Origin of the sequence: Herbaspirillum huttiense, from assembly GCF_004367745.1 — a bacterium.
GTDB lineage: Bacteria > Pseudomonadota > Gammaproteobacteria > Burkholderiales > Burkholderiaceae_D > Herbaspirillum > Herbaspirillum huttiense.
On record NZ_CP037993.1, the window covers coordinates 571,769 to 590,338 of the forward strand.

Here is an 18,570-nt window from a genome sequence, read left to right on the forward strand (position 1 = left end):
CGGACCACTGCGAACCATGGCGTTCGCAGTCCAAGCAGAAGGAGCAGCCTCATGCTGGTAACTCAACAAAAAGTCTTGCGCAAGTTCTGGTACGCGCTCATGCCCGTCACGCAATTGAAGGATGGTCCGCAGCCCTTCACGCTGTTGGGAGAGAAGCTGGTGGTGTGGCTCAAGGAGGATGGCTCACCCGCCGCGTTGCAGGACCGCTGCTGCCATCGCACGGCCCGGTTGTCCAAGGGCTTCGTGGAAAACGGCAACATCGTCTGCGGCTATCACGGCTGGACCTTCAACGGCGAGGGCGCCTGCGTGCGCGTGCCGCAGAGCGTGGATGGCAGCGTGCCGTCCGGTGCCTGCGTGAAGTCGTATTTCTGCAAGGAACGCTACGGTTATGTATGGGTGGCGCTGGAAGAACCGCTGCGCGATATCCCGGAGTTTCCCGAGGATGGCGCGCCCGGCTATCGGCGCATCTTCCAGTTCTACGAGCGCTGGGAGACCAGTGCCCTGCGCATGATGGAAAACTCCTTCGACAACTCCCACTTCAGCTACGTGCATCGCGCCACCTTCGGCCTGTATGACCAGCCCAAGCCGGAGAAATACGAGATCGAGGAAACCGACTACGGCTTCGAAGCCGAAACCCGCGTGCCCATCAAGAACGTACCGGCCAGCCATCGCGTCACCGGCAGCACCGCCGACACCACGGTGCGCCACATGTTCAACCGCTGGTACCTGCCCTTCGTGCGCCGCTTTGGCTGCACCTATCCGGAGAGCGGCCGCCATCACATCATCTACAACTGCGCCACGCCCATCGATGATGGTGCCATCATGCTGTCGCAATGGCTCTATCGCAACGATACCGAGGAGGAATGTTCGGAAGCCGAGCTGATCGCCTGGGATGCCCCCATCCTGGTGGAAGACCGCGAGATCCTGGAAGCCACTGACCCCGATGCCTGCATCGACGTGCGCCGCCGCCAGGAATTTCACATGGCCTCGGATCGGCCCGGTCTCATCATGCGCCGCATGCTGCTGCAATTGCTGGAAGAGCACGGCGAATCCGAAGTGTTCCGTATCCACCCCGCTGCATGAACCCGCCAGGAGATCCCATGGACAGAGATGAATTCGCCATGTCGCAGGCCGCGGCATGGGAGCAGGAGAGGGCGGCCGCGGTGGCCGCTGTGTCTGATGCGCCGCCGGTGCTCTCGGCACAGCGGGTGGAGAAGACCTATCGCAACGGCACGCGTGCGCTGGACGAGGTGAAGCTCGATATCGGGCGCGGCGAGTTCGTCTCGCTGCTGGGCCCCTCGGGCTGCGGCAAGAGCACCTTGCTGAAGATGTTTGCCGGGCTGGAAGAACCGTCCCACGGCCACATCCGCTGGTGGGGTGGCAACCTGGCCACGGTGGGCACGCCTGAACGCACGCTGGCCATGGTGTTCCAGGAAGCCACCCTGATGCCCTGGGCCACGGTGGAGCAGAACGCAAGGCTGCCGCTGGAGCTGCGCCACGTGCCGCGCGCGCAGGCCGATGCGCGCGTGGCCGAGGCCTTGAAACTGGTGGGCCTGGAAAAATTTCACAAGGTGCTGCCGCGCGAACTGTCGGGCGGCATGCAGATGCGGGCCTCCATTGCCCGTGCGCTGGCGACCTCGCCCAACCTGCTGCTGATGGATGAGCCCTTCGGGGCTCTGGACGAATTCACCCGCAACAAGCTCGATGCCGACCTCCGTGATATCTGGAGCAAGCAGGACCTGACCGTGGTCTTCGTCACCCACAGCATCTATGAAGCGGTGTTCCTGTCCTCGCGTGTGATCGTGATGGCAGCCCGCCCCGGGCGGGTGATTGCGGATGTGGCCATCGAGGTGGACGGTCCGCGCGATGAAGCTTTCCGTATTTCGGCCCCCTTCATGCAGTACTGCAAGACGCTTTCCGATTACCTCACGCTGGCCAACCAGCAAGGAGACGGCCATGAAGCCCAACACTGATCCGCTGGTCAATCGTCCCGGGTTCTGGCGCGTGGTCGCGCCGCTGTCCATTGGCATCGCCCTGCTGCTGATGTGGCAGATCGTCTGCACGCTGCTGGAGGTGCCGCCTTACCTTGTACCCACGCCCGCGCTGATTGCCAAGACCCTGGTGGCCGATTGGGGCATGCTGATGGAGTCGCTGCTGGTCACGCTGAAGATCACCTTCCTGGCCTTCGTGCTGGCGGTGATCCTGGGCGTGTCCATCGCTTTCGTGTTCGTGCAGAGCCGCTTCATCGAGGTCAGTCTCTTCCCTTACGCGATCATCCTGCAGGTCACGCCCATCGTCGCCATCGCTCCGCTCATCATCATCTGGGTCAAGGACACCACGGCCGCGCTGACGGTATGCGCCACCATCATGGCGCTGTTCCCCATCATCTCCAACACCACGCTGGGACTGCGCAGCGTCAATCCGGGCCTGCTCAACCTGTTCCGGCTCAACAAGGCCACGCGCTGGCAGACCTTGCGCCGCCTGCGCATTCCCAGTGCCTTGCCGTATTTCTTTGGCGGTCTGCGTATTTCAAGCGGGCTGGCGCTGATCGGGGCGGTGGTGGCCGAGTTCGTGGCAGGCACCGGTGGCACCGGATCGGGACTGGCCTACCAGATCCTGCAGGCGGGTTTCCAGCTCAACATTCCGCGTCTGTTTGCGGCCCTGCTGCTCATCACGCTGACCGGCATCCTGCTGTTCTGGCTGATGAGTGCGTTGTCGCGTGCCATGCTGGCCGGCTGGCATGAGAGCGAGATGGCATGATGACGACTGTCCAAGGAGCCGACCTGTCATGAACACTTTTTTGATCCGCAACCTGCAGGCCATCCTGACCGGCCTGCCCGGCGAGGCCGCGCGCCACGCCGGTCCCGACATCCGCGTGGCCGATGGGGTGATTGCCGCCATCGGAAAGCTCGACGCACTGCCCGGTGAGAACGTGATCGATGCCAGTGATTGCGTGGCCTATCCGGCCTGGGTCAATACCCATCATCACCTGTTCCAGTCGCTGTTGAAGGGGGATCCGCTGGGCATCAATGCCACGCTCACGCCCTGGCTGGCGGCCACCCCTTATCGCTATCGCGCCAAATTCGATGCCGAGCTGTTCCGCCTGGCTGCGCGCATCGGCATGGTCGAACTGATGCGCTCGGGCTGCGGCACGATTGCCGATCACAACTACCTGTATTACCCCGGCATGCCGTTCGATACCTCGGAGATCCTGTTCGAGGAAGCGGAAAAGCTGGGCCTGCGTTTCGTCCTGTGCCGGGGCACCGCCACCCGCACGCGGCAGCTGGAGGCGGAGTTGCCCAGTGCATTGCGTCCGGAGACGCTCGATGCTTTCCTGACCGACATGCAGCGCCTGGCCAGGCGCTTCCATGATCCTGCGCCCGCTGCGATGCGGCGCGTGGTGATGGCACCGACCACGCCGCTCTATTCGGCGGCCCCGGAGGAAATGCGCGCCATCGCCGATGCCGCGCGGGAGTCGGGGTTGCGGCTGCACAGCCATCTCTCGGAGACGGTCGGCTACCAGGACAGCGCACACGCCATGCATGGCTGCCGCCCGGTGGAATTCTGCGAGCGCATCGGCTGGCTGGGGCCGGACGTGTGGTTTGCGCATCTGGTGAAGCTCGATGCCGAAGAAATTACCTTGCTGGGAAGTACCGGAACGGGCATCGCCCATTGCCCGCAAAGCAACGGTCGCCTGGGCAGCGGCATCGCGCCGATCCGGGCGCTGGAGGCAGCGGGCGTGCCGGTGTCCATTGGCGTGGATGGTGCGGCCTCCAACGAGGCGGCCGACATGATCTCGGAAACGCACGCCGCCTGGCTGATGCAGCGCGCCCGGCGCGGCCAGGAGGCGACTCCGACGTTCCGGGGCGGGGCCTTCGAAGGCGGTGCCGATGAAGCGACGGTGGAGGATGTGGTGCGCTGGGGCACGACCGGCGGGGCCCGCGTGCTCGGCCTGGACGGGCTGCAGGGCCTGCAGGTGGGTCAGCAAGCTGACATTGCCTTGTACCGGCTGGATGATCCGCGCTACTTTGGCTTGCATGATCCGGCCATCGGCCCCGTGGCCTCGGGTGGTCGGCCTTTCCTGAAGGCAATGTGGGTCGGTGGCCGCGCCGTGGTCCGCGATGACGCCATCCCCGGCGTGGATCTGGCCGAACTCGGTGCGCAGGCGAGGCAGGCTGTCAAAAAAATGCTCGAAGGCAATTGAGGCCAGCAAAGCCGGCTGCATGCGGCCGGCTTTGCGCGCGCTGCCCCACGAGCCACATGGGATCCCGGCCAAAACTGCTAAAATGCCGGGATGATCAAGAGACGCAATTCTCCCTTCAGTTTCTCAGCCGAGGATTTCGACGAATCCGTGGATTCCTTTGGCGCTTTCGACCCATTCCATTCCGACGCCCCTTCCCGCCACGCTGCCGGCTCCGATGCCAGCGGCCAGGCCGAGGGCGACGATGCCGCTGACGAGGTCCGTCCCCCGCTGGAACTGGATCTGACCAATCATTTCCTGATCGCCATGCCGTCCATGCTGGACCCGATCTTCGGCGGCACCGTGGTCTATCTCTGCGAGCACAACCACAACGGCGCGCTGGGCGTGGTCATCAACAAGCCCACCGACATGACCATGGATGTGCTGTTCGACCGCATCAATCTCAAGCTGGAGATCCGGCCCGACACCCCCGATGCCATGCCCGAGCTGTATCGCCGCCCGGTCATGTTCGGCGGCCCGGTGCAGGTGGAGCGCGGCTTCGTGCTGCATTCGACCTCGGAAAAGTATTCCTCGACCCTGCAGGTCACCGATGAGGTCGCGCTGACGACCTCCAAGGACGTGCTCGAAGCGGTGGCCCACGGTGATGGCCCCGAGCGCGTGCTGGTCACCCTGGGTTGCTCGGGCTGGAGCCCGGGTCAGCTCGAAGGCGAGATCGGCCGTAATGGCTGGCTGACCGTCAAGGCTGACCCTGCCATCATTTTTGAGTTGCCGGTGGAGCAACGCTTCACCGCTGCATTGGCCCTGTTGGGCATCGATCCGGTGATGCTGTCCGGCGATGCCGGCCGGGCTTGAGAGCGCAGGGACACGATTGGAAACCATCCTGGCCTTCGACTTCGGCTTGAAACGCATCGGCGTGGCCGTGGGCAATACCGGCCTGAAGCAGGCGCAGCCGCTGGCGGTGATCAGCGAAGCAACCAACGACGGCAAGTTCGCGGCCATTGCGCGCCTGATTGCGGAGTGGCAACCGGCGCGCTGCGTGGTCGGCCTGCCCCTGCATCCGGACGGTGCCGAGCACGAGATGAGCGTGCGCTGCCGCCGCTTTGCCAACCAGTTGCACGGCCGCTATGGCATCGAGGTCACGCTGGTGGATGAACGCTACAGTTCGGCGGTCATCCAGCACCAGCGCGGCGAACAGATCGACGACCAGGCGGCCGCCATCATTTTGCAGCAATACTTTGACGACGCACATTCATGAGCACAACACCTTCCCAGCTTGATGCAGAAGCGCTGTACCAGACCCTGGTGCAGCAGATCAAAGCCGGCCTGCAAGGCGCAACCGAGGTTGCGCTGGTGGGCATCCACTCCGGCGGTGCCTGGCTGGCTGAACGCCTGGCCAGCGAACTGGGCCTGGCCGAGCGCCTGGGCTTCGTCGACGTGTCCTTTTACCGTGACGATTTTTCCGAGAAGGGCCTGCGCGCTGACGTGAAGCCCAGCCAAATTCCCTTCGATGTCGAGGGCGCCACCATCCTGCTGGTCGACGACGTGCTCTACACCGGCCGCACTACACGGGCCGCCATCAACGAACTGTTCGACTATGGCCGTCCGGCGCGCGTGCTGCTGGCGGCGCTGGTGGACCGCGGTGGCCGCGAGCTGCCCATTGCCGCCGATTTCGTCGCGGCCTCGGTCGAACTCAGCAAACAAGAAAACCTGCAACTGCAACGCGCCGACGACGGCCGCTTCTCCCTTACGGTGGTCCATGCTTAATCCCCAACTCAACAAAAACGGCGAACTGCAACACCTGCTGACCATCGAGGGCCTGCCGCGCGCTATCCTGACGCACATCCTCGATACTGCCTCGTCCTTCGTCAGCATCGGCGACCGCGAAGTCAAGAAGGTGCCGCTGATGCGCGGCAAGAGCGTCTTCAACCTGTTCTTCGAGAACTCCACGCGCACCCGCACCACCTTCGAGATCGCCTCCAAGCGCCTCTCGGCGGACGTGATCAACCTCAACATCCAGGCCTCCAGTACCAGCAAGGGCGAGTCGCTGCTGGACACCATCGACAACCTGGCGGCCATGCACGCCGACATGTTCGTGGTGCGCCATGCGCAATCGGGCGCGCCCTTCCTGATCGCCAAGCACCTGATCGATACGAAGCAGTCACACGTCCACGTGGTCAACGCCGGTGACGGCCGCCACGCGCACCCGACCCAGGGTCTCTTGGACATGTACACCATCCGTCACTACAAGAAAGACTTCACCAACCTGCGAGTGGCCATCGTCGGCGACATCCTGCACAGCCGCGTGGCGCGCTCGGACATTCACGCGCTGACCACCTTGGGCGTGCCGGAAGTGCGCGCCATCGGTCCGCGTACCTTGCTGCCCAGCGGCCTGGAGCAGATGGGCGTGCGCGTCTTCCACAACATGGAAGAGGGCTTGAAGGATGTGGACGTCATCATCATGCTGCGATTGCAGAACGAGCGCATGAGCGGTGCCTTGCTGCCGTCGGCGCAGGAGTTCTTCAAGAGCTACGGCCTGACCCCGGAACGCCTGGCGCTGGCCAAGCCGGACGCCATCGTCATGCACCCCGGCCCGATGAACCGCGGTGTGGAAATCGATTCGGCCGTGGCCGATGGCGCACAGGCCGTGATCCTGCCGCAGGTGACCTTCGGCATCGCGGTGCGCATGGCGGTCATGAGCATCGTGGCTGGCAATTGAACCCGGGTGACGACGACCATCACCGCGACGTTTTGAACGATCCGTTAAGAAGACAAGAACTGATGAAACTGCATATCAAGAACGGCCGCCTGATCGACCCGGCCAACGGCATCGATGCCCAGCAGGATGTGTATGTGGCCGCCGGCAAGATCGTCGGCGTTGGCCAGGCCCCGGCCGACTTCGTGGCCAACAAGACCATCGACGCTACCGGCCTGATCGTAGCTCCCGGCCTGGTGGACCTGTCGGCCCGCCTGCGCGAGCCCGGCTACGAATACAAGGCCACGCTGGAATCCGAAATGCAGGCCGCGATCCAGGGCGGCGTGACCAGCCTGGTCTGCCCGCCCGATACCGACCCGGTGCTGGACGAACCCGGCCTGGTGGAAATGCTCAAGCACCGCGCCCGTTCGCTGAACCAGGCCCACGTCTATCCGCTGGGTGCGCTCACCGCCGGCCTCAAAGGAAAAGCGCTGACCGAAATGGCCGAGCTGACCGAAGCCGGCTGCATCGGCTTCTCGCAAGCCGAAGAGCCGATCACCGATACCACCGTGCTGCTGTCGGCCTTGCAATACGCCAAGACCTTCAACTACACCGTCTGGCTGCGCCCGCAGGACCCGCACCTGGGCCGCACCGGCATCGCCCACAGCGGCCCGGCCGCTTCGCGCCTGGGTTTGTCGGGCGTGCCCGTGATGTCGGAGACCATTGCGCTCTACACCCTGTTCGAACTGATGCGCGCCACCGGTGCCCGCGTCCACCTGTGCCGCATGTCCTCGGCCGCCGGTCTGGAGCTGGTGCGCCAGGCCAAGAGCGAAGGCCTGCCGGTAACCTGCGATGTGGGTGTGCACCACATCCACCTGTGCGACCTGGATATCGGCTTCTTCGATTCCAATGCCCGCATGACGCCGCCGCTGCGCTCGCAGCGCGACCGTGAAGCGATCCGCACTGCCTTGCTGGATGGCACCATCGATGCCGTCTGCTCGGATCACACCCCGGTCGATGACGATGAGAAGCTGCTGCCCTTCGGCGAAGCTTCGCCGGGCGCAACCGGCCTGGAACTGCTGCTGTCGCTGTCGCTGAAGTGGGCGCTGGAGACCGAAGGCGAGGGCAAGGAAGTGCTCTCCAAGGCGATCTCGAAAGTAACGCACCGCGCCGCCAAGGTGGCGGGGCTGAAGGCCGGCAACCTGGCCGTGGGCAGCGTGGCCGACCTGTGCCTGTTTGATCCCAACACCTTGTGGAAGGTGCAGGGCTCGGCGCTGGCCAGCCAGGGCAAGCACACCCCGTTCCTGGGCTATGAGCTGCCGGGCGTGGTCAAGGCGACCATCGTCTCGGGGCATATTGCCTTCGAGCGCTGAAAACCTGTCGCTTGATTTTCAGTTTGATTTCTTCTTGATCGATGGTTGACTGTGGGCAACCTCGATCTTGAATTTCAATCAAGCGGTTTTTCCTCGCGACGATTCGATCACGACCTCATCAAGACCCGAATACGCCATGTTCGTTTTCCGTTTGCTGCGCCTGATCGCGCATCTCTTCAAGGGCATGGCGGTCTGTGCCTTCCTGTTCCCGTTCACCTCCGAGAAGGGGCGGGAGGCGCACATCCGGCGTTGGTCGCGCAAGCTGCTGCGCATCTGCGGCATCGCCGTCAAGATCGACAGCCCGCTGCCGATTCCGCGTTCGTTGCTGGTGTCCAATCACGTGAGCTGGCTGGACATCTTCGTGGTCAACTCGCTGCAGCCCTGCCGTTTCGTGGCCAAGTCGGAAATCCGCAGCTGGCCGCTGATCGGCTGGCTGTGCGCCAAGACCGGCACCATCTTCATTTCGCGCGGCAAGGCCAGCGACGTGCGGCGCATTTTCAAAGGCCTGGTGGAAAGCATCGAGAAGGACGAGCACGTCGCCTTCTTCCCTGAAGGCACGACGGCCGCGCAGGGCACGCTGCTGCCTTTCCACGCCAACCTGTTCGAGGCCGCCATCGATGCCAAAGCCCCGGTGCAGCCGTATGCGTTGCGTTATGTGGATGGCGAGGGCCGGCTGCATGCGGCGGCTGATTTCATCGGGGACATGTCCATCGCCGAGAGCATCATGAGCATCCTCAAGTCCAAGGGGATGACGGCCGAACTGAAGCAATTGCCTCTGATCAGCACGGAAGGCGCGCATCGCCGCGACCTCGCGCGCACCGCACGTGAAGTCATTGCCACCGGACTGGGATACTCGCCGGAATCGCTCAGCCCGGCCGCCGCGCCTGCGGACACTGCACCTGGAACAGCGCCCGATCCTCAAGTCGCACCGCACTGAGCTTGCCACCCCAGACACATCCCGTGTCGAGGGCGATCAGTTTGGGCCGCATCACCAATCCCAGCGTGGACCAGTGACCGAAGACCACGGTCACGTCTTCGGTCCTCCGCCCTGGCACCTCGAACCAGGGCATCAGTCCTTCCGGCGCGGCCGCCGCGCCTTCCTTCACCGCAAAATCCATCGTCCCGTCCGCCTGGCAGAAGCGCAGGCGGGTGAAGGCATTGATGATGCAGCGCAGGCGATCGTGGCCGGTCAGGTCATCGCTCCAGCGATCGGGCTGGTTGCCGTACATGTGGCGCAGGAAGTCCATCCACTGGTCGCTGCGCAGCATGGTTTCCACTTCGCTGGCCAGAGCCAGGGCTTGTTGCAGGTCCCATTGGGGCAGCACGCCGGCATGCACGATCAGGTGGCCTTGTTCGTGGATGGCCAGGGGACGATGGCGCAGCCAGTCGATAAGCTCCTCACGGTCGGGGGCGTTGAGGATATCGTCGAGGGTGTCGTCGCGGTGCGCCGGGCGGATGCCGCAGGCCACGGCCAGCAGGTGCAGGTCATGGTTGCCCAGAACGGACCGGGCGCGCTCGCCCATCTGCATCACGGTGCGCAGGGTGTGAAGGGATTGGGGGCCGCGGTTGATGAGGTCGCCGGCGAAGATCAGGCGATCGGCCGACGTCAGCTGCTCGATGCTCAGCAGGTCTTGCAACGAGCAAGCGCATCCCTGAAGGTCTCCGATGACGTAGTTTCCCATGTGCAATGTTGGTTGGTTTGTATTGAGAGAGACAATGATAGGTGATGCTGTTCATAAACGCCCCGGAAGAACTGATCCAACATGGGTTGGCTCGGGTAAAATACCCGGTTTCCATTCTTTACGTATGGTAACCAGCGGTGGTGACCCATGCCAAGACAGCAATGATTTTAGTGACTGGCGGTGCAGGATTCATTGGATCCAATTTTGTTGTAGAGTGGGTCGCCCAGACCGGCGAGCCTGTGGTCAACCTCGATTTGCTGACGTACGCTGGCAACCTCCAGAACCTGGCGTCGCTGCAAGGGAATGCTGCCCATATCTTCGTACAGGGCGATATCGGTGATCGTCAGCTGGTCGCTGAGTTGCTGAAGCAACACCGTCCGCGCGCGGTGCTCAACTTCGCCGCAGAGAGTCATGTCGACCGCTCCATTCATGGTCCAGACGCATTCGTGCAGACCAATGTTCTGGGCACGTTCAATCTGCTGGAATCCGTCCGGGAGTATTGGGGGCAGCTTGATGAGCCCGAACGTGCTCAATTCCGTTTCCTGCACGTTTCCACGGACGAAGTCTATGGTTCGCTGGCTCCGCATGCGCCGGCTTTCACCGAGACCCACCGCTACGAACCCAACAGCCCCTACTCAGCGACAAAGGCCGCCAGCGACCATCTGGTGCGCGCCTATCACCACACGTATGGACTACCGGTACTGACCACCAATTGCTCCAACAATTACGGTCCCTATCATTTCCCCGAAAAGCTCATTCCGCTGATGATCGTCAATGCCTTGGATGGCAAGTCCTTGCCAGTCTACGGCGATGGTCGACAGATTCGCGATTGGCTCTACGTCAAGGATCACTGCAGCGCGATTCGCCGCGTACTTGAAGCGGGAACGCCGGGCGAGGTCTACAACGTCGGCGGTTGGAACGAGAAGGCCAATATTGACATCGTCAATACGGTCTGCACCTTGCTGGACGAGTTGCGTCCGCGTGCCGATGGTCAGGGCTATGCGACCCAGATCACTTACGTGACTGACCGGCCGGGCCACGACCGCCGTTATGCCATTGATGCTGGCAAGATCGAGCGGGAACTGGGCTGGAAGCCGGCTGAGACCTTTGAAACCGGCATCCGGAAGACAGTGGAATGGTATCTGTCCAATCAGGAGTGGGTCGCCAATGTCCGCTCCGGCCACTATCGCGAATGGCTCGAAACCAATTACGCCGGACGTCAGGCATGAAGATCCTGCTATTCGGGTGCAATGGTCAACTGGGCTGGGAGCTGCAACGCAGTCTGGCTCCCCTCGGCGAACTCATCAGCCTGCACTCCCTCAGTCAGGAGTATTGCGGCGATCTCGCCGACCTTGACGGCATCGCCCAGACCATTGCTGCCGTAAGTCCGGACGTTGTAGTCAATGCCGCCGCCTACACTGCGGTGGACAAGGCCGAGTCCGAGGGCGAGCGGGCCCGTATCGTCAATGCGCTGGCTCCGCAGAGAATGGCGATGGCCGCTGCGCAGTGTGGCGCACTGCTGGTGCATTACTCGACCGATTACGTGTTTGATGGCAACGGCCACCAGGCTCGCCGGGAAGAGGATTTGACCGGTCCTCTGAACGTCTATGGAAAGACCAAGCTGGAGGGAGAGCAGGCAATCGCTGCCAGCAGCTGTGCTTATCTGATCTTCCGGACTAGCTGGGTCTATGCCGCACGCGGTGGCAACTTCGCCAGGACCATGTTGCGGCTGGGTGCCCAGCGTGAACAGCTCAACGTCATCGACGATCAGACCGGTGCTCCCACGGGTGCCGAACTGCTGGCCGATGCGAGTGCGCATGCCATCGTCCAGGCCTTGGCTCATCCAGAGCTCCAAGGTCTTTATCACCTGACGGCTGCCGGTCAAACCACTTGGTTCGCTTATGCTCAGCAGGTGTTTGCGCTGGCCAGGGAATTGGGTGGTCCGTCCGAATTGGCCCGACTTGTGCCGATTCCAACCAGTGCTTACCCCACACCGGCGTCGCGACCACTCAATTCTCGGCTGGACTGCAGCAAGTTCCAGGCCGCGTTTGGACTGGTCCTGCCAGCGTGGCAAATCGGCGTTGCCCGCATGATGAAAGAGCTCCATGAAAACTAAGACAAACGTGTCCCGCAAGGGCATCATCCTGGCCGGCGGCTCCGGTACCCGCCTGCATCCGGTGACCATGGCGGTCTCCAAGCAATTGCTGCCGGTCTACGACAAGCCGATGATTTACTACCCGCTCAGCACGCTGATGCTGGCGGGCATCCAGGACATCCTGATCATCACCACGCCGGACGAGGCTTCGCGGTTTCAAAGTCTGCTGGGTGATGGTGGCCGCTGGGGCTTGAACATCAGCTATGCACAACAGCCCAGCCCGGACGGCCTGGCGCAAGCCTTTCTCATCGGACGTGATTTCATCGGTAACTCGCCATCGGCCCTGGTTCTCGGTGATAACATTTTCTATGGACACGATCTCCAGTCCAAGCTGGATCAAGCCTGCACCCGCACTAGCGGGGCAACCGTGTTTGCTTATCACGTGAACGATCCTGAGCGTTATGGCGTGGTCGCATTCGACGCCGATGGCCGAGCCACCAGCCTGGAAGAAAAGCCGTCGCAGCCCAAGAGTAAATATGCCGTGACCGGCTTGTATTTCTATGACAACCAGGTTTGCGACATCGCAGCTGAGATCAAGCCGTCGGCACGCGGCGAGCTGGAGATCACCGACGTCAACCGCTTCTACCTCGAACGCGGTGAGCTCAACGTGGAGATGATGGGTCGCGGCTATGCCTGGCTGGATACCGGCACCCACGAGAGCCTGATCGAAGCCAGCAACTTTATCCAAACGATCGAGCATCGGCAGGGTCTTAAGGTCGCCTGCCCGGAAGAGATCGCGTATCGCATGGGGTATATCGATGCCAAGCAGTTGCAACAGCTGGCTGCACCGCTGGTCAAGAGCGGCTACGGTGTCTATCTTCAACGCTTGTATGAGCAGGGAGAAGGCTCTTGAATTCGATAGCAACGCCCTTGGCAGGCCTCCTGCTGATCGAACCGAAGGTATTCGGTGACGATCGAGGATTTTTCTTCGAGAGTTTCAATCAGCGTCGCTTCAACGAGCTGGTGGGACGCCAGGTGGAATTCGTTCAAGACAACCACAGCAAGTCCGCGCGCAATGTGCTGCGTGGCTTGCACTATCAGATTCGCCAGCCCCAAGGGAAATTGGTGCGCGCAGTCGCTGGCGAGGTGCTGGATGTGGCGTTGGACTTGCGGAAAGGCTCTCCGACTTTCGGACAGCACTACAGCGTGCGGCTGAGCGCCGAGAACAAGCGCATGCTGTGGATTCCGGAGGGGTTCGCGCATGGGTTCGTGGTGTTGTCCGAGAGTGCGGAGTTCCTCTACAAGACAACCGATTACTGGGCACCCGAGCATGAGCGCAGCATTTTGTGGAGTGACCCGGTTCTGGCCATCGATTGGGCCCTCTCCGGGCACGCCCCCCTGCTCTCGGCCAAGGATGTGGCAGGCAAGCTGTTCCACGAAGCGGAGCACTTCGATTGAAGTCATCTATGCTCGAAGTCGATCCACACGCAGCCCCCAGCCTTTCCCCGCTGGCCCTGCTCAGGTCCCTCGTGCGCCATCGCGGCTTGCTGGTCCAGATGACCAAGCGTGAAGTCGTGGGCCGTTACAAGGGGTCGGCGCTGGGCGTGGCATGGTCGTTCTTCAATCCGATCTTCATGCTGGTGGTCTACACCATTGTTTTTTCCCAGATATTCAAGAGCCGTTGGGGGAGCGGCGGCGACGAGAGTCAGACACAGTTCGCCGTAGTGTTGTTCGTCGGTATGATTGTGCTGAACCTCTTCAGCGAGGTCATCAACCGCGCCCCTCACCTCATCGTCCAGAACGTCAATTTCGTCAAGAAGGTGGTTTTTCCTTTGGAGATACTGCCCTTGGTTTCTCTGGGCGCAGCCGTCTTCCATGGGTTGATCAGCTTGTCGGTATTATTGCTGGCATTCGTCACATTCAATGGCTTTCTGCACTGGACACTGGTCTTTACGCCGCTGGTGCTGCTGCCATTCCTGCTCGTCATTGCAGGGTTGACCTGGACCCTCGCGGCGCTGGGCGTTTTCCTGCGCGATCTGGGGCAGACCGTGGCCATCGCCACCACTGTGTTGACCTTTCTGTCGCCGGTCTTCTATCCCGTCGATGCCGTGCCCGGCAAGCTACGGACGCTCATCATGCTGAACCCGCTGACCTTCATCATCGAGCAAGCACGCAATGTGCTGATTTGGGGCCGCCTGCCCGATTGGACGGGATTGGCCATTTACCTTCTGGCTTCGATGGTGCTCGCATGGTTGGGCTACGCCTGTTTCCAGAAGTCGCGTAAAGGATTTGCTGATGTCCTCTGAAGCCTCCATCGTCGTCGAGGGTCTCAGCAAGTGCCACCACATCTACGACAAGCCACGTGACCGCCTGCTGCAACTGCTTCACGGCGGCCGTCGTCAGTATTACCGTGAGTTTTGGGCATTGCGGGATGTTTCTTTCGAGGTTGCGCGCGGTGAAACCATCGGCCTCATCGGCCGCAACGGCAGCGGCAAGTCCACGCTGCTGCAGATGATCTGTGGCACCTTGGCACCCACTTCGGGAACCGTCAAGACACGCGGACGGGTGGCAGCCCTGCTGGAACTGGGAGCCGGATTCAATCCGGAGTTCACTGGCCGCGAAAACATCATCATGAATGGTGCCATCCTTGGTCTGACCCGGGATGAGATCGAAGCACGCATGCAAGATGTCATTGAATTCTCTGAGCTGGCGGAGTTCATCGAGCGTCCAGTGAAGACTTATTCCAGCGGTATGTATTCGCGGCTTGCCTTCTCGATTGCGATTAACGTCGATCCTGATATCCTCATCGTCGACGAGGCCTTGTCGGTAGGTGACGCACGTTTCGTCGCCAAGTGCATGCGACGGATCAAGGATATCCAAGGTAAGGGCGCCACCATTCTTTTCGTCAGTCATGATGTTGGGTCGGTACGCAGCCTCTGCTCACGCGCTATCTGGATCAACAAGGGGACGCTGGTAGAGGTCGGGGATGTATTCCCGGTCACGGGCCGCTATATGGAGTTCATGTTTCAGGATGACGATGTTCTCCCTACGGCCCAGACGCTGGATGCGCCGGTGGAGACCGTGGCTATCGATGCGCGTCCATCGACCCATTGGGGCTCCGAGCAGGGGCTGATCAAGTCGGCCAGCGTCTGCGATGCACAGGGCAATCGCCGCGATGTGCTGGAGTGGGGAGAGCGGGTCCAGGTCCTGCTGGAAATCAGCCTGCCGGACCATATTCCGCTTGAGCATCTCTGCATTTCCTTCTCGATCAAGGATCTTAAAGGGACTGATCTGATAGTCTCGACCACCCAGCAGGACATGGCGGTTTGCTTGGCCGAGGGACGGCACTTCTCGATCAGCTTCGCACTCGATAACTTGCTCGTGAGTGGCAAATATCTGCTGGTGGCTGCCGTGGAAAACCGGCAGGGTGCAGATATCCACTACTACGAGTATCTGGAAGGCGCGCATTATTTCTCATCGCTCGCGCCCAATTTCTTCGGACTGGTTCAACCCAGGATAGAACAGCAACTAAAGGTCAAACAGTGACAGATCCGATCAATTCAGATAGCTATTGGAACCGGCGTTTTTCCGATGACTGGGACAAGAGCGAGGGGCCAGAACAGTCGGTGTTCTTTGCTCACCTCCTGTTGCGCAATCTGCCGTCCTGGTTCCTTGACTACGCCAAGAAGCAGACCTCGACGGCCGCAGACTGGGGCTGCGCGGAAGGACAGGGCACGGAGTACTGGGCCTCTCGCCTGAACGCTACTCGTTTTCTGGGCATCGATTTCTCAGACATCGCCATCGCCAAAGCCAGCTCGCAGGCTAAGGTTGCAAGCTTTGCTTGCGAGAATTGGCTAGAGAAGGAATTCTCGCGACCGGATCGTTTTGACTTCGTGTTCTCCTCCAATACTTTGGAGCATTTCGAGGATCCGATTCCGGTTCTCAACAACATCGCCCGGCATGCCTCCAAGGCCGTCGTTCTGGCCTTGCCCTACAAGGAAATGGATCGTATCGATGAGCACTTCCATACGTTCCTTCCCGATAATCTGCCGACTCGCCTGACCAACGGATTCCGCCTGGTCTGGTCGCGCGTGGCTGATTGCGGCGAGATCAGTCAAAGCTATTGGCATGGCAAGCAGATCTTCCTGATCTATGCGGAGACGAACTGGGTGGATGGCGTCGTTTCACATCTGCAGGATTGCCTCGTGCAGGACGAAGTACACGATCCTAAAAAGCTGGAGGAACTGCATTCGCGAGTCACTGAATTGACTGAGGACCTCGCGAAATGGCGTGACCAGGCCTTGGAGATGTCCAACTGGGGCAGCAAGCTCAATGACCTCATCGCCGTCCAGTCGGACCAGCTTTCACGCGTGAACCAGCGTCTCCAGACCATTGAGGGCGCGCCCTTGCGTTACGTCAGTAGACGTTATGCGCGCGGCGCGGCGCGGAGGATCTTCAACGCTTTGCCATTGCCTGCCGGACCCAAGCAGCATTTGCGTCGTTTGATCGGGCGCGTGATGCGTCGGGTACAAATTTCGGCACCTGCAGCTCCGTCGGGTTACGCGCCAGAGCGAGTAGAGCGCTTTGTCGCCGCCAACCCCAAGGCTGAGGCGAATCCTGTCCGGGACGTCTTGGTCTTTTCAGTAATCGACTGGCACTTCCGTATTCAGCGTCCGCAACAAATTGCGCGTGGTTTCGCCCAGAATGGTGCGCGCGTCTTCTTCCTGAGCAACCACTTCGTCGACAATCCCGAGCCGGGCTATGAGATTGAGCGACTGGACGCCGACTTGGAGCTGTATCAGGTCAAGCTGCATGTCAGCGGCGCACCCGCGATCTACTTCTCTGCGCCCGGCGAGGCCGAGCTGGACCGGCTGCGTGCAAGCTTGGCGAAAGTCTTGCTGGATCAGGCGGCATTGTCCTCGATATCAGTGGTAGAGCATGCTTACTGGTACCCGCTGGCGCGTTCGGTTCCCAATTCCCTGCTGGTTTACGATTGCATGGATCACCACGAGGGATTTGGCAACGTGCCACGCGAGCTGATCGATCTCGAACACAAGATGATGGCCTCAAGTGACCTTGTGGTGACGACCTCTTCGTGGCTTGAAGATATGGCTCGTGACAAGGCTCGCAGCCTGGCCACAGTACGCAATGCATGCGAATACGAGCGATTCGCCAAGGCACCGCAACAGGCTTACCAAGATGCGCGAAAACGCAAGGTCATTGGTTACTACGGGGCTATTGCCGAATGGTTTGATCTTGACTTGGTCCGTCGGCTGGCCAGTGAGAATCCCGATGCGCTAGTGCTGCTGGTGGGGAACGACACGGCGCAGGCTGGCACCGCATTGAAGGGCTTGCCCAACGTGGTCATGACTGGCGAAGTACCTTACGATCAATTGACCCATTACCTCTATGCTTTCGATGTCTGTCTGCTACCCTTCAAGGTCATTCCGCTGACCTTGGCCACCAACCCGGTCAAAGTGTATGAATATCTGGCCGCCGGTAAACCGGTAGTCAGCACAGAATTGCCAGAGATTGCGCAGTTTGGCGAGCTGGTCGATTCAGCGAGTTCGCACGACCAGTTTGCTGAGATGGTCAAGAAACGCCTAGCCATATCGAGTTCGGAAACCGAGATCGAACAACGCCGCGCGTTTGCTAAACGCCAGACCTGGCAACATCGTGCCGAGGAGTTCAGCACTGCGCTGGCGGGCTTGAGCATGCCCAGGATTAGTGTCATCGTGCTGACTTACAATAACCTCGATCTCACGAAGGCCTGCCTGGATAGCCTCATTACCCGGAGCCATTATCCGAATCTGGAAATCATTGTAGTCGACAATGCTTCCACCGATGGTTCCGTGGCCTATCTTACCGAATTCGGCAAGGCCCATCCCGATGTGAAGATCATCCTCAATGAGACCAACGTCGGTTTCGCCGCGGGTAACAATATCGGTCTGGAGGCCGCGACGGGCCAATACCTGACTTTGTTCAACAACGACACGATTGCCACCCGGGGCTGGGCGTTGACGATGATGCGTCATCTGCAGCAGGATACCAGCATCGGGCTGGTCGGACCGGTGACCAACAATATCGGCAACGAGGCAAAGATCCGTACGACCTATACCGATCCCACCGAGATGCCACAGGAGGCAGCCTTCTACACGCTGCGCCGCATGGGCAAGGCCTTCCCGCTCAAGACTGCCGCATTCTTCTGTGTCATGATGCCGCGCTCCACTTATGAGAAGTGCGGACCGCTGTGCGAGGAATATGGTCTTGGCTTCTTCGAGGATGATGACTATTGCCGCCGTGTCGAGCAACAGGGCCTGCGCGTCTTGTGCGTGCGTGACGTATTTATTCACCACCACCTGTCAGCATCGTTCAACAAGATGCTGTCCAAGGACCGGCAGGCGCTGGTGGACCGAAATCGTGCGATCTACGAGTCCAAATGGGGGCGGTGGGAACCGCATCAATATGACATCAGCAAGGACGACGTCTGAGAGAGGGATACTGGTCCCGACGTCGAGCAAAATCAC

Annotated in this window: 18 protein-coding genes; 17 read left to right on the plus strand and 1 reads right to left on the minus strand. The window is 60.9% G+C overall.

What is annotated here, in order from left to right; translation table 11 throughout:
• Positions 1-51: 51 nt before the first annotated feature.
• The 10 genes from E2K99_RS02595 to E2K99_RS02640 all read left to right on the plus strand — a co-directional run bounded on the left by E2K99_RS02595 (position 52) and on the right by E2K99_RS02640 (position 9,203).
• The gene (locus tag E2K99_RS02595) at positions 52-1,083 is read left to right on the plus strand and encodes an aromatic ring-hydroxylating dioxygenase subunit alpha (RefSeq protein WP_039789311.1); all 1,032 of its coding nucleotides are present in this window, start codon (positions 52-54) and stop codon (positions 1,081-1,083) included.
• A gap of 17 nt (positions 1,084-1,100) precedes the next feature.
• The gene (locus E2K99_RS02600; protein ID WP_134221247.1) at positions 1,101-1,973 is read left to right on the plus strand and encodes an ABC transporter ATP-binding protein; all 873 of its coding nucleotides are present in this window, start codon (positions 1,101-1,103) and stop codon (positions 1,971-1,973) included.
• Positions 1,957-2,760 (plus strand): ABC transporter permease, encoded by an 804-nt coding sequence (locus tag E2K99_RS02605; protein WP_039789316.1) that lies wholly within the window; start codon positions 1,957-1,959, stop codon positions 2,758-2,760. Before E2K99_RS02600 ends, E2K99_RS02605 begins: the two co-directional genes overlap by 17 nt.
• Before the next feature lie 28 nt (positions 2,761-2,788).
• The gene (locus E2K99_RS02610; protein WP_134221248.1) at positions 2,789-4,204 is read left to right on the plus strand and encodes an amidohydrolase family protein; all 1,416 of its coding nucleotides are present in this window, start codon (positions 2,789-2,791) and stop codon (positions 4,202-4,204) included.
• 90 nt (positions 4,205-4,294) lie between these two features.
• Positions 4,295-5,053 (plus strand): YqgE/AlgH family protein, encoded by a 759-nt coding sequence (locus E2K99_RS02615; RefSeq protein WP_198516533.1) that lies wholly within the window; start codon positions 4,295-4,297, stop codon positions 5,051-5,053.
• A gap of 16 nt (positions 5,054-5,069) precedes the next feature.
• Positions 5,070-5,456 carry a Holliday junction resolvase RuvX gene (ruvX, locus tag E2K99_RS02620; protein WP_134221249.1) on the plus strand — a complete coding sequence of 129 codons (387 nt, stop codon included), beginning with the start codon at positions 5,070-5,072 and terminating at the stop codon, positions 5,454-5,456.
• Positions 5,453-5,965, plus strand: a complete 513-nt coding sequence (gene pyrR, locus E2K99_RS02625; protein ID WP_134221250.1) for a bifunctional pyr operon transcriptional regulator/uracil phosphoribosyltransferase PyrR — start codon at positions 5,453-5,455, stop codon at positions 5,963-5,965. Before ruvX ends, pyrR begins: the two co-directional genes overlap by 4 nt.
• Positions 5,958-6,917 (plus strand): aspartate carbamoyltransferase catalytic subunit, encoded by a 960-nt coding sequence (locus E2K99_RS02630; protein ID WP_017454302.1) that lies wholly within the window; start codon positions 5,958-5,960, stop codon positions 6,915-6,917. The genes pyrR and E2K99_RS02630 overlap by 8 nt, the downstream gene beginning before the upstream one ends.
• A 62-nt stretch (positions 6,918-6,979) precedes the next feature.
• A complete protein-coding gene (locus tag E2K99_RS02635; protein WP_039789323.1) occupies positions 6,980-8,266 on the plus strand; it encodes a dihydroorotase in 1,287 nt (428 codons plus the stop codon).
• Between the two features lie 136 nt (positions 8,267-8,402).
• Positions 8,403-9,203, plus strand: a complete 801-nt coding sequence (locus E2K99_RS02640; protein WP_134221251.1) for a lysophospholipid acyltransferase family protein — start codon at positions 8,403-8,405, stop codon at positions 9,201-9,203.
• Here the strand turns inward: E2K99_RS02640 and E2K99_RS02645 are convergent.
• On the minus strand, positions 9,133-9,948 hold the full coding sequence (locus E2K99_RS02645; protein ID WP_134221252.1) for a symmetrical bis(5'-nucleosyl)-tetraphosphatase: 816 nt from the start codon (positions 9,946-9,948) through the stop codon (positions 9,133-9,135). The two genes, E2K99_RS02640 and E2K99_RS02645, sit on opposite strands and share 71 nt — an antisense overlap.
• A gap of 161 nt (positions 9,949-10,109) precedes the next feature.
• Here E2K99_RS02645 and rfbB point away from each other — a divergent pair, with 161 nt between their 5' ends.
• Genes rfbB through E2K99_RS02680 form a run of 7 tightly spaced genes read left to right on the plus strand, consistent with a single transcriptional unit; the run spans position 10,110 to position 18,534 of the window.
• Positions 10,110-11,177: a dTDP-glucose 4,6-dehydratase gene (gene rfbB, locus E2K99_RS02650; protein ID WP_134224010.1), complete on the plus strand. Its 1,068-nt coding sequence runs from the start codon at positions 10,110-10,112 to the stop codon at positions 11,175-11,177.
• Positions 11,174-12,064 carry a dTDP-4-dehydrorhamnose reductase gene (gene rfbD, locus E2K99_RS02655; protein ID WP_134221253.1) on the plus strand — a complete coding sequence of 297 codons (891 nt, stop codon included), beginning with the start codon at positions 11,174-11,176 and terminating at the stop codon, positions 12,062-12,064. The genes rfbB and rfbD overlap by 4 nt, the downstream gene beginning before the upstream one ends.
• A complete protein-coding gene (rfbA, locus tag E2K99_RS02660; protein WP_134221254.1) occupies positions 12,054-12,956 on the plus strand; it encodes a glucose-1-phosphate thymidylyltransferase RfbA in 903 nt (300 codons plus the stop codon). Before rfbD ends, rfbA begins: the two co-directional genes overlap by 11 nt.
• Positions 12,953-13,501 carry a dTDP-4-dehydrorhamnose 3,5-epimerase gene (gene rfbC, locus E2K99_RS02665; RefSeq protein WP_134221255.1) on the plus strand — a complete coding sequence of 183 codons (549 nt, stop codon included), beginning with the start codon at positions 12,953-12,955 and terminating at the stop codon, positions 13,499-13,501. Before rfbA ends, rfbC begins: the two co-directional genes overlap by 4 nt.
• Before the next feature lie 8 nt (positions 13,502-13,509).
• Positions 13,510-14,349, plus strand: a complete 840-nt coding sequence (locus E2K99_RS02670; RefSeq protein WP_134221256.1) for an ABC transporter permease — start codon at positions 13,510-13,512, stop codon at positions 14,347-14,349.
• Entirely contained in the window at positions 14,339-15,589 is a 1,251-nt protein-coding gene (locus E2K99_RS02675) for an ABC transporter ATP-binding protein (RefSeq protein ID WP_134221257.1), read from the plus strand. Before E2K99_RS02670 ends, E2K99_RS02675 begins: the two co-directional genes overlap by 11 nt.
• Complete coding sequence (locus E2K99_RS02680) at positions 15,586-18,534, plus strand: glycosyltransferase (RefSeq protein ID WP_134221258.1); 2,949 nt, start codon at positions 15,586-15,588, stop codon at positions 18,532-18,534. The genes E2K99_RS02675 and E2K99_RS02680 overlap by 4 nt, the downstream gene beginning before the upstream one ends.
• Positions 18,535-18,570 lie beyond the last annotated feature (36 nt).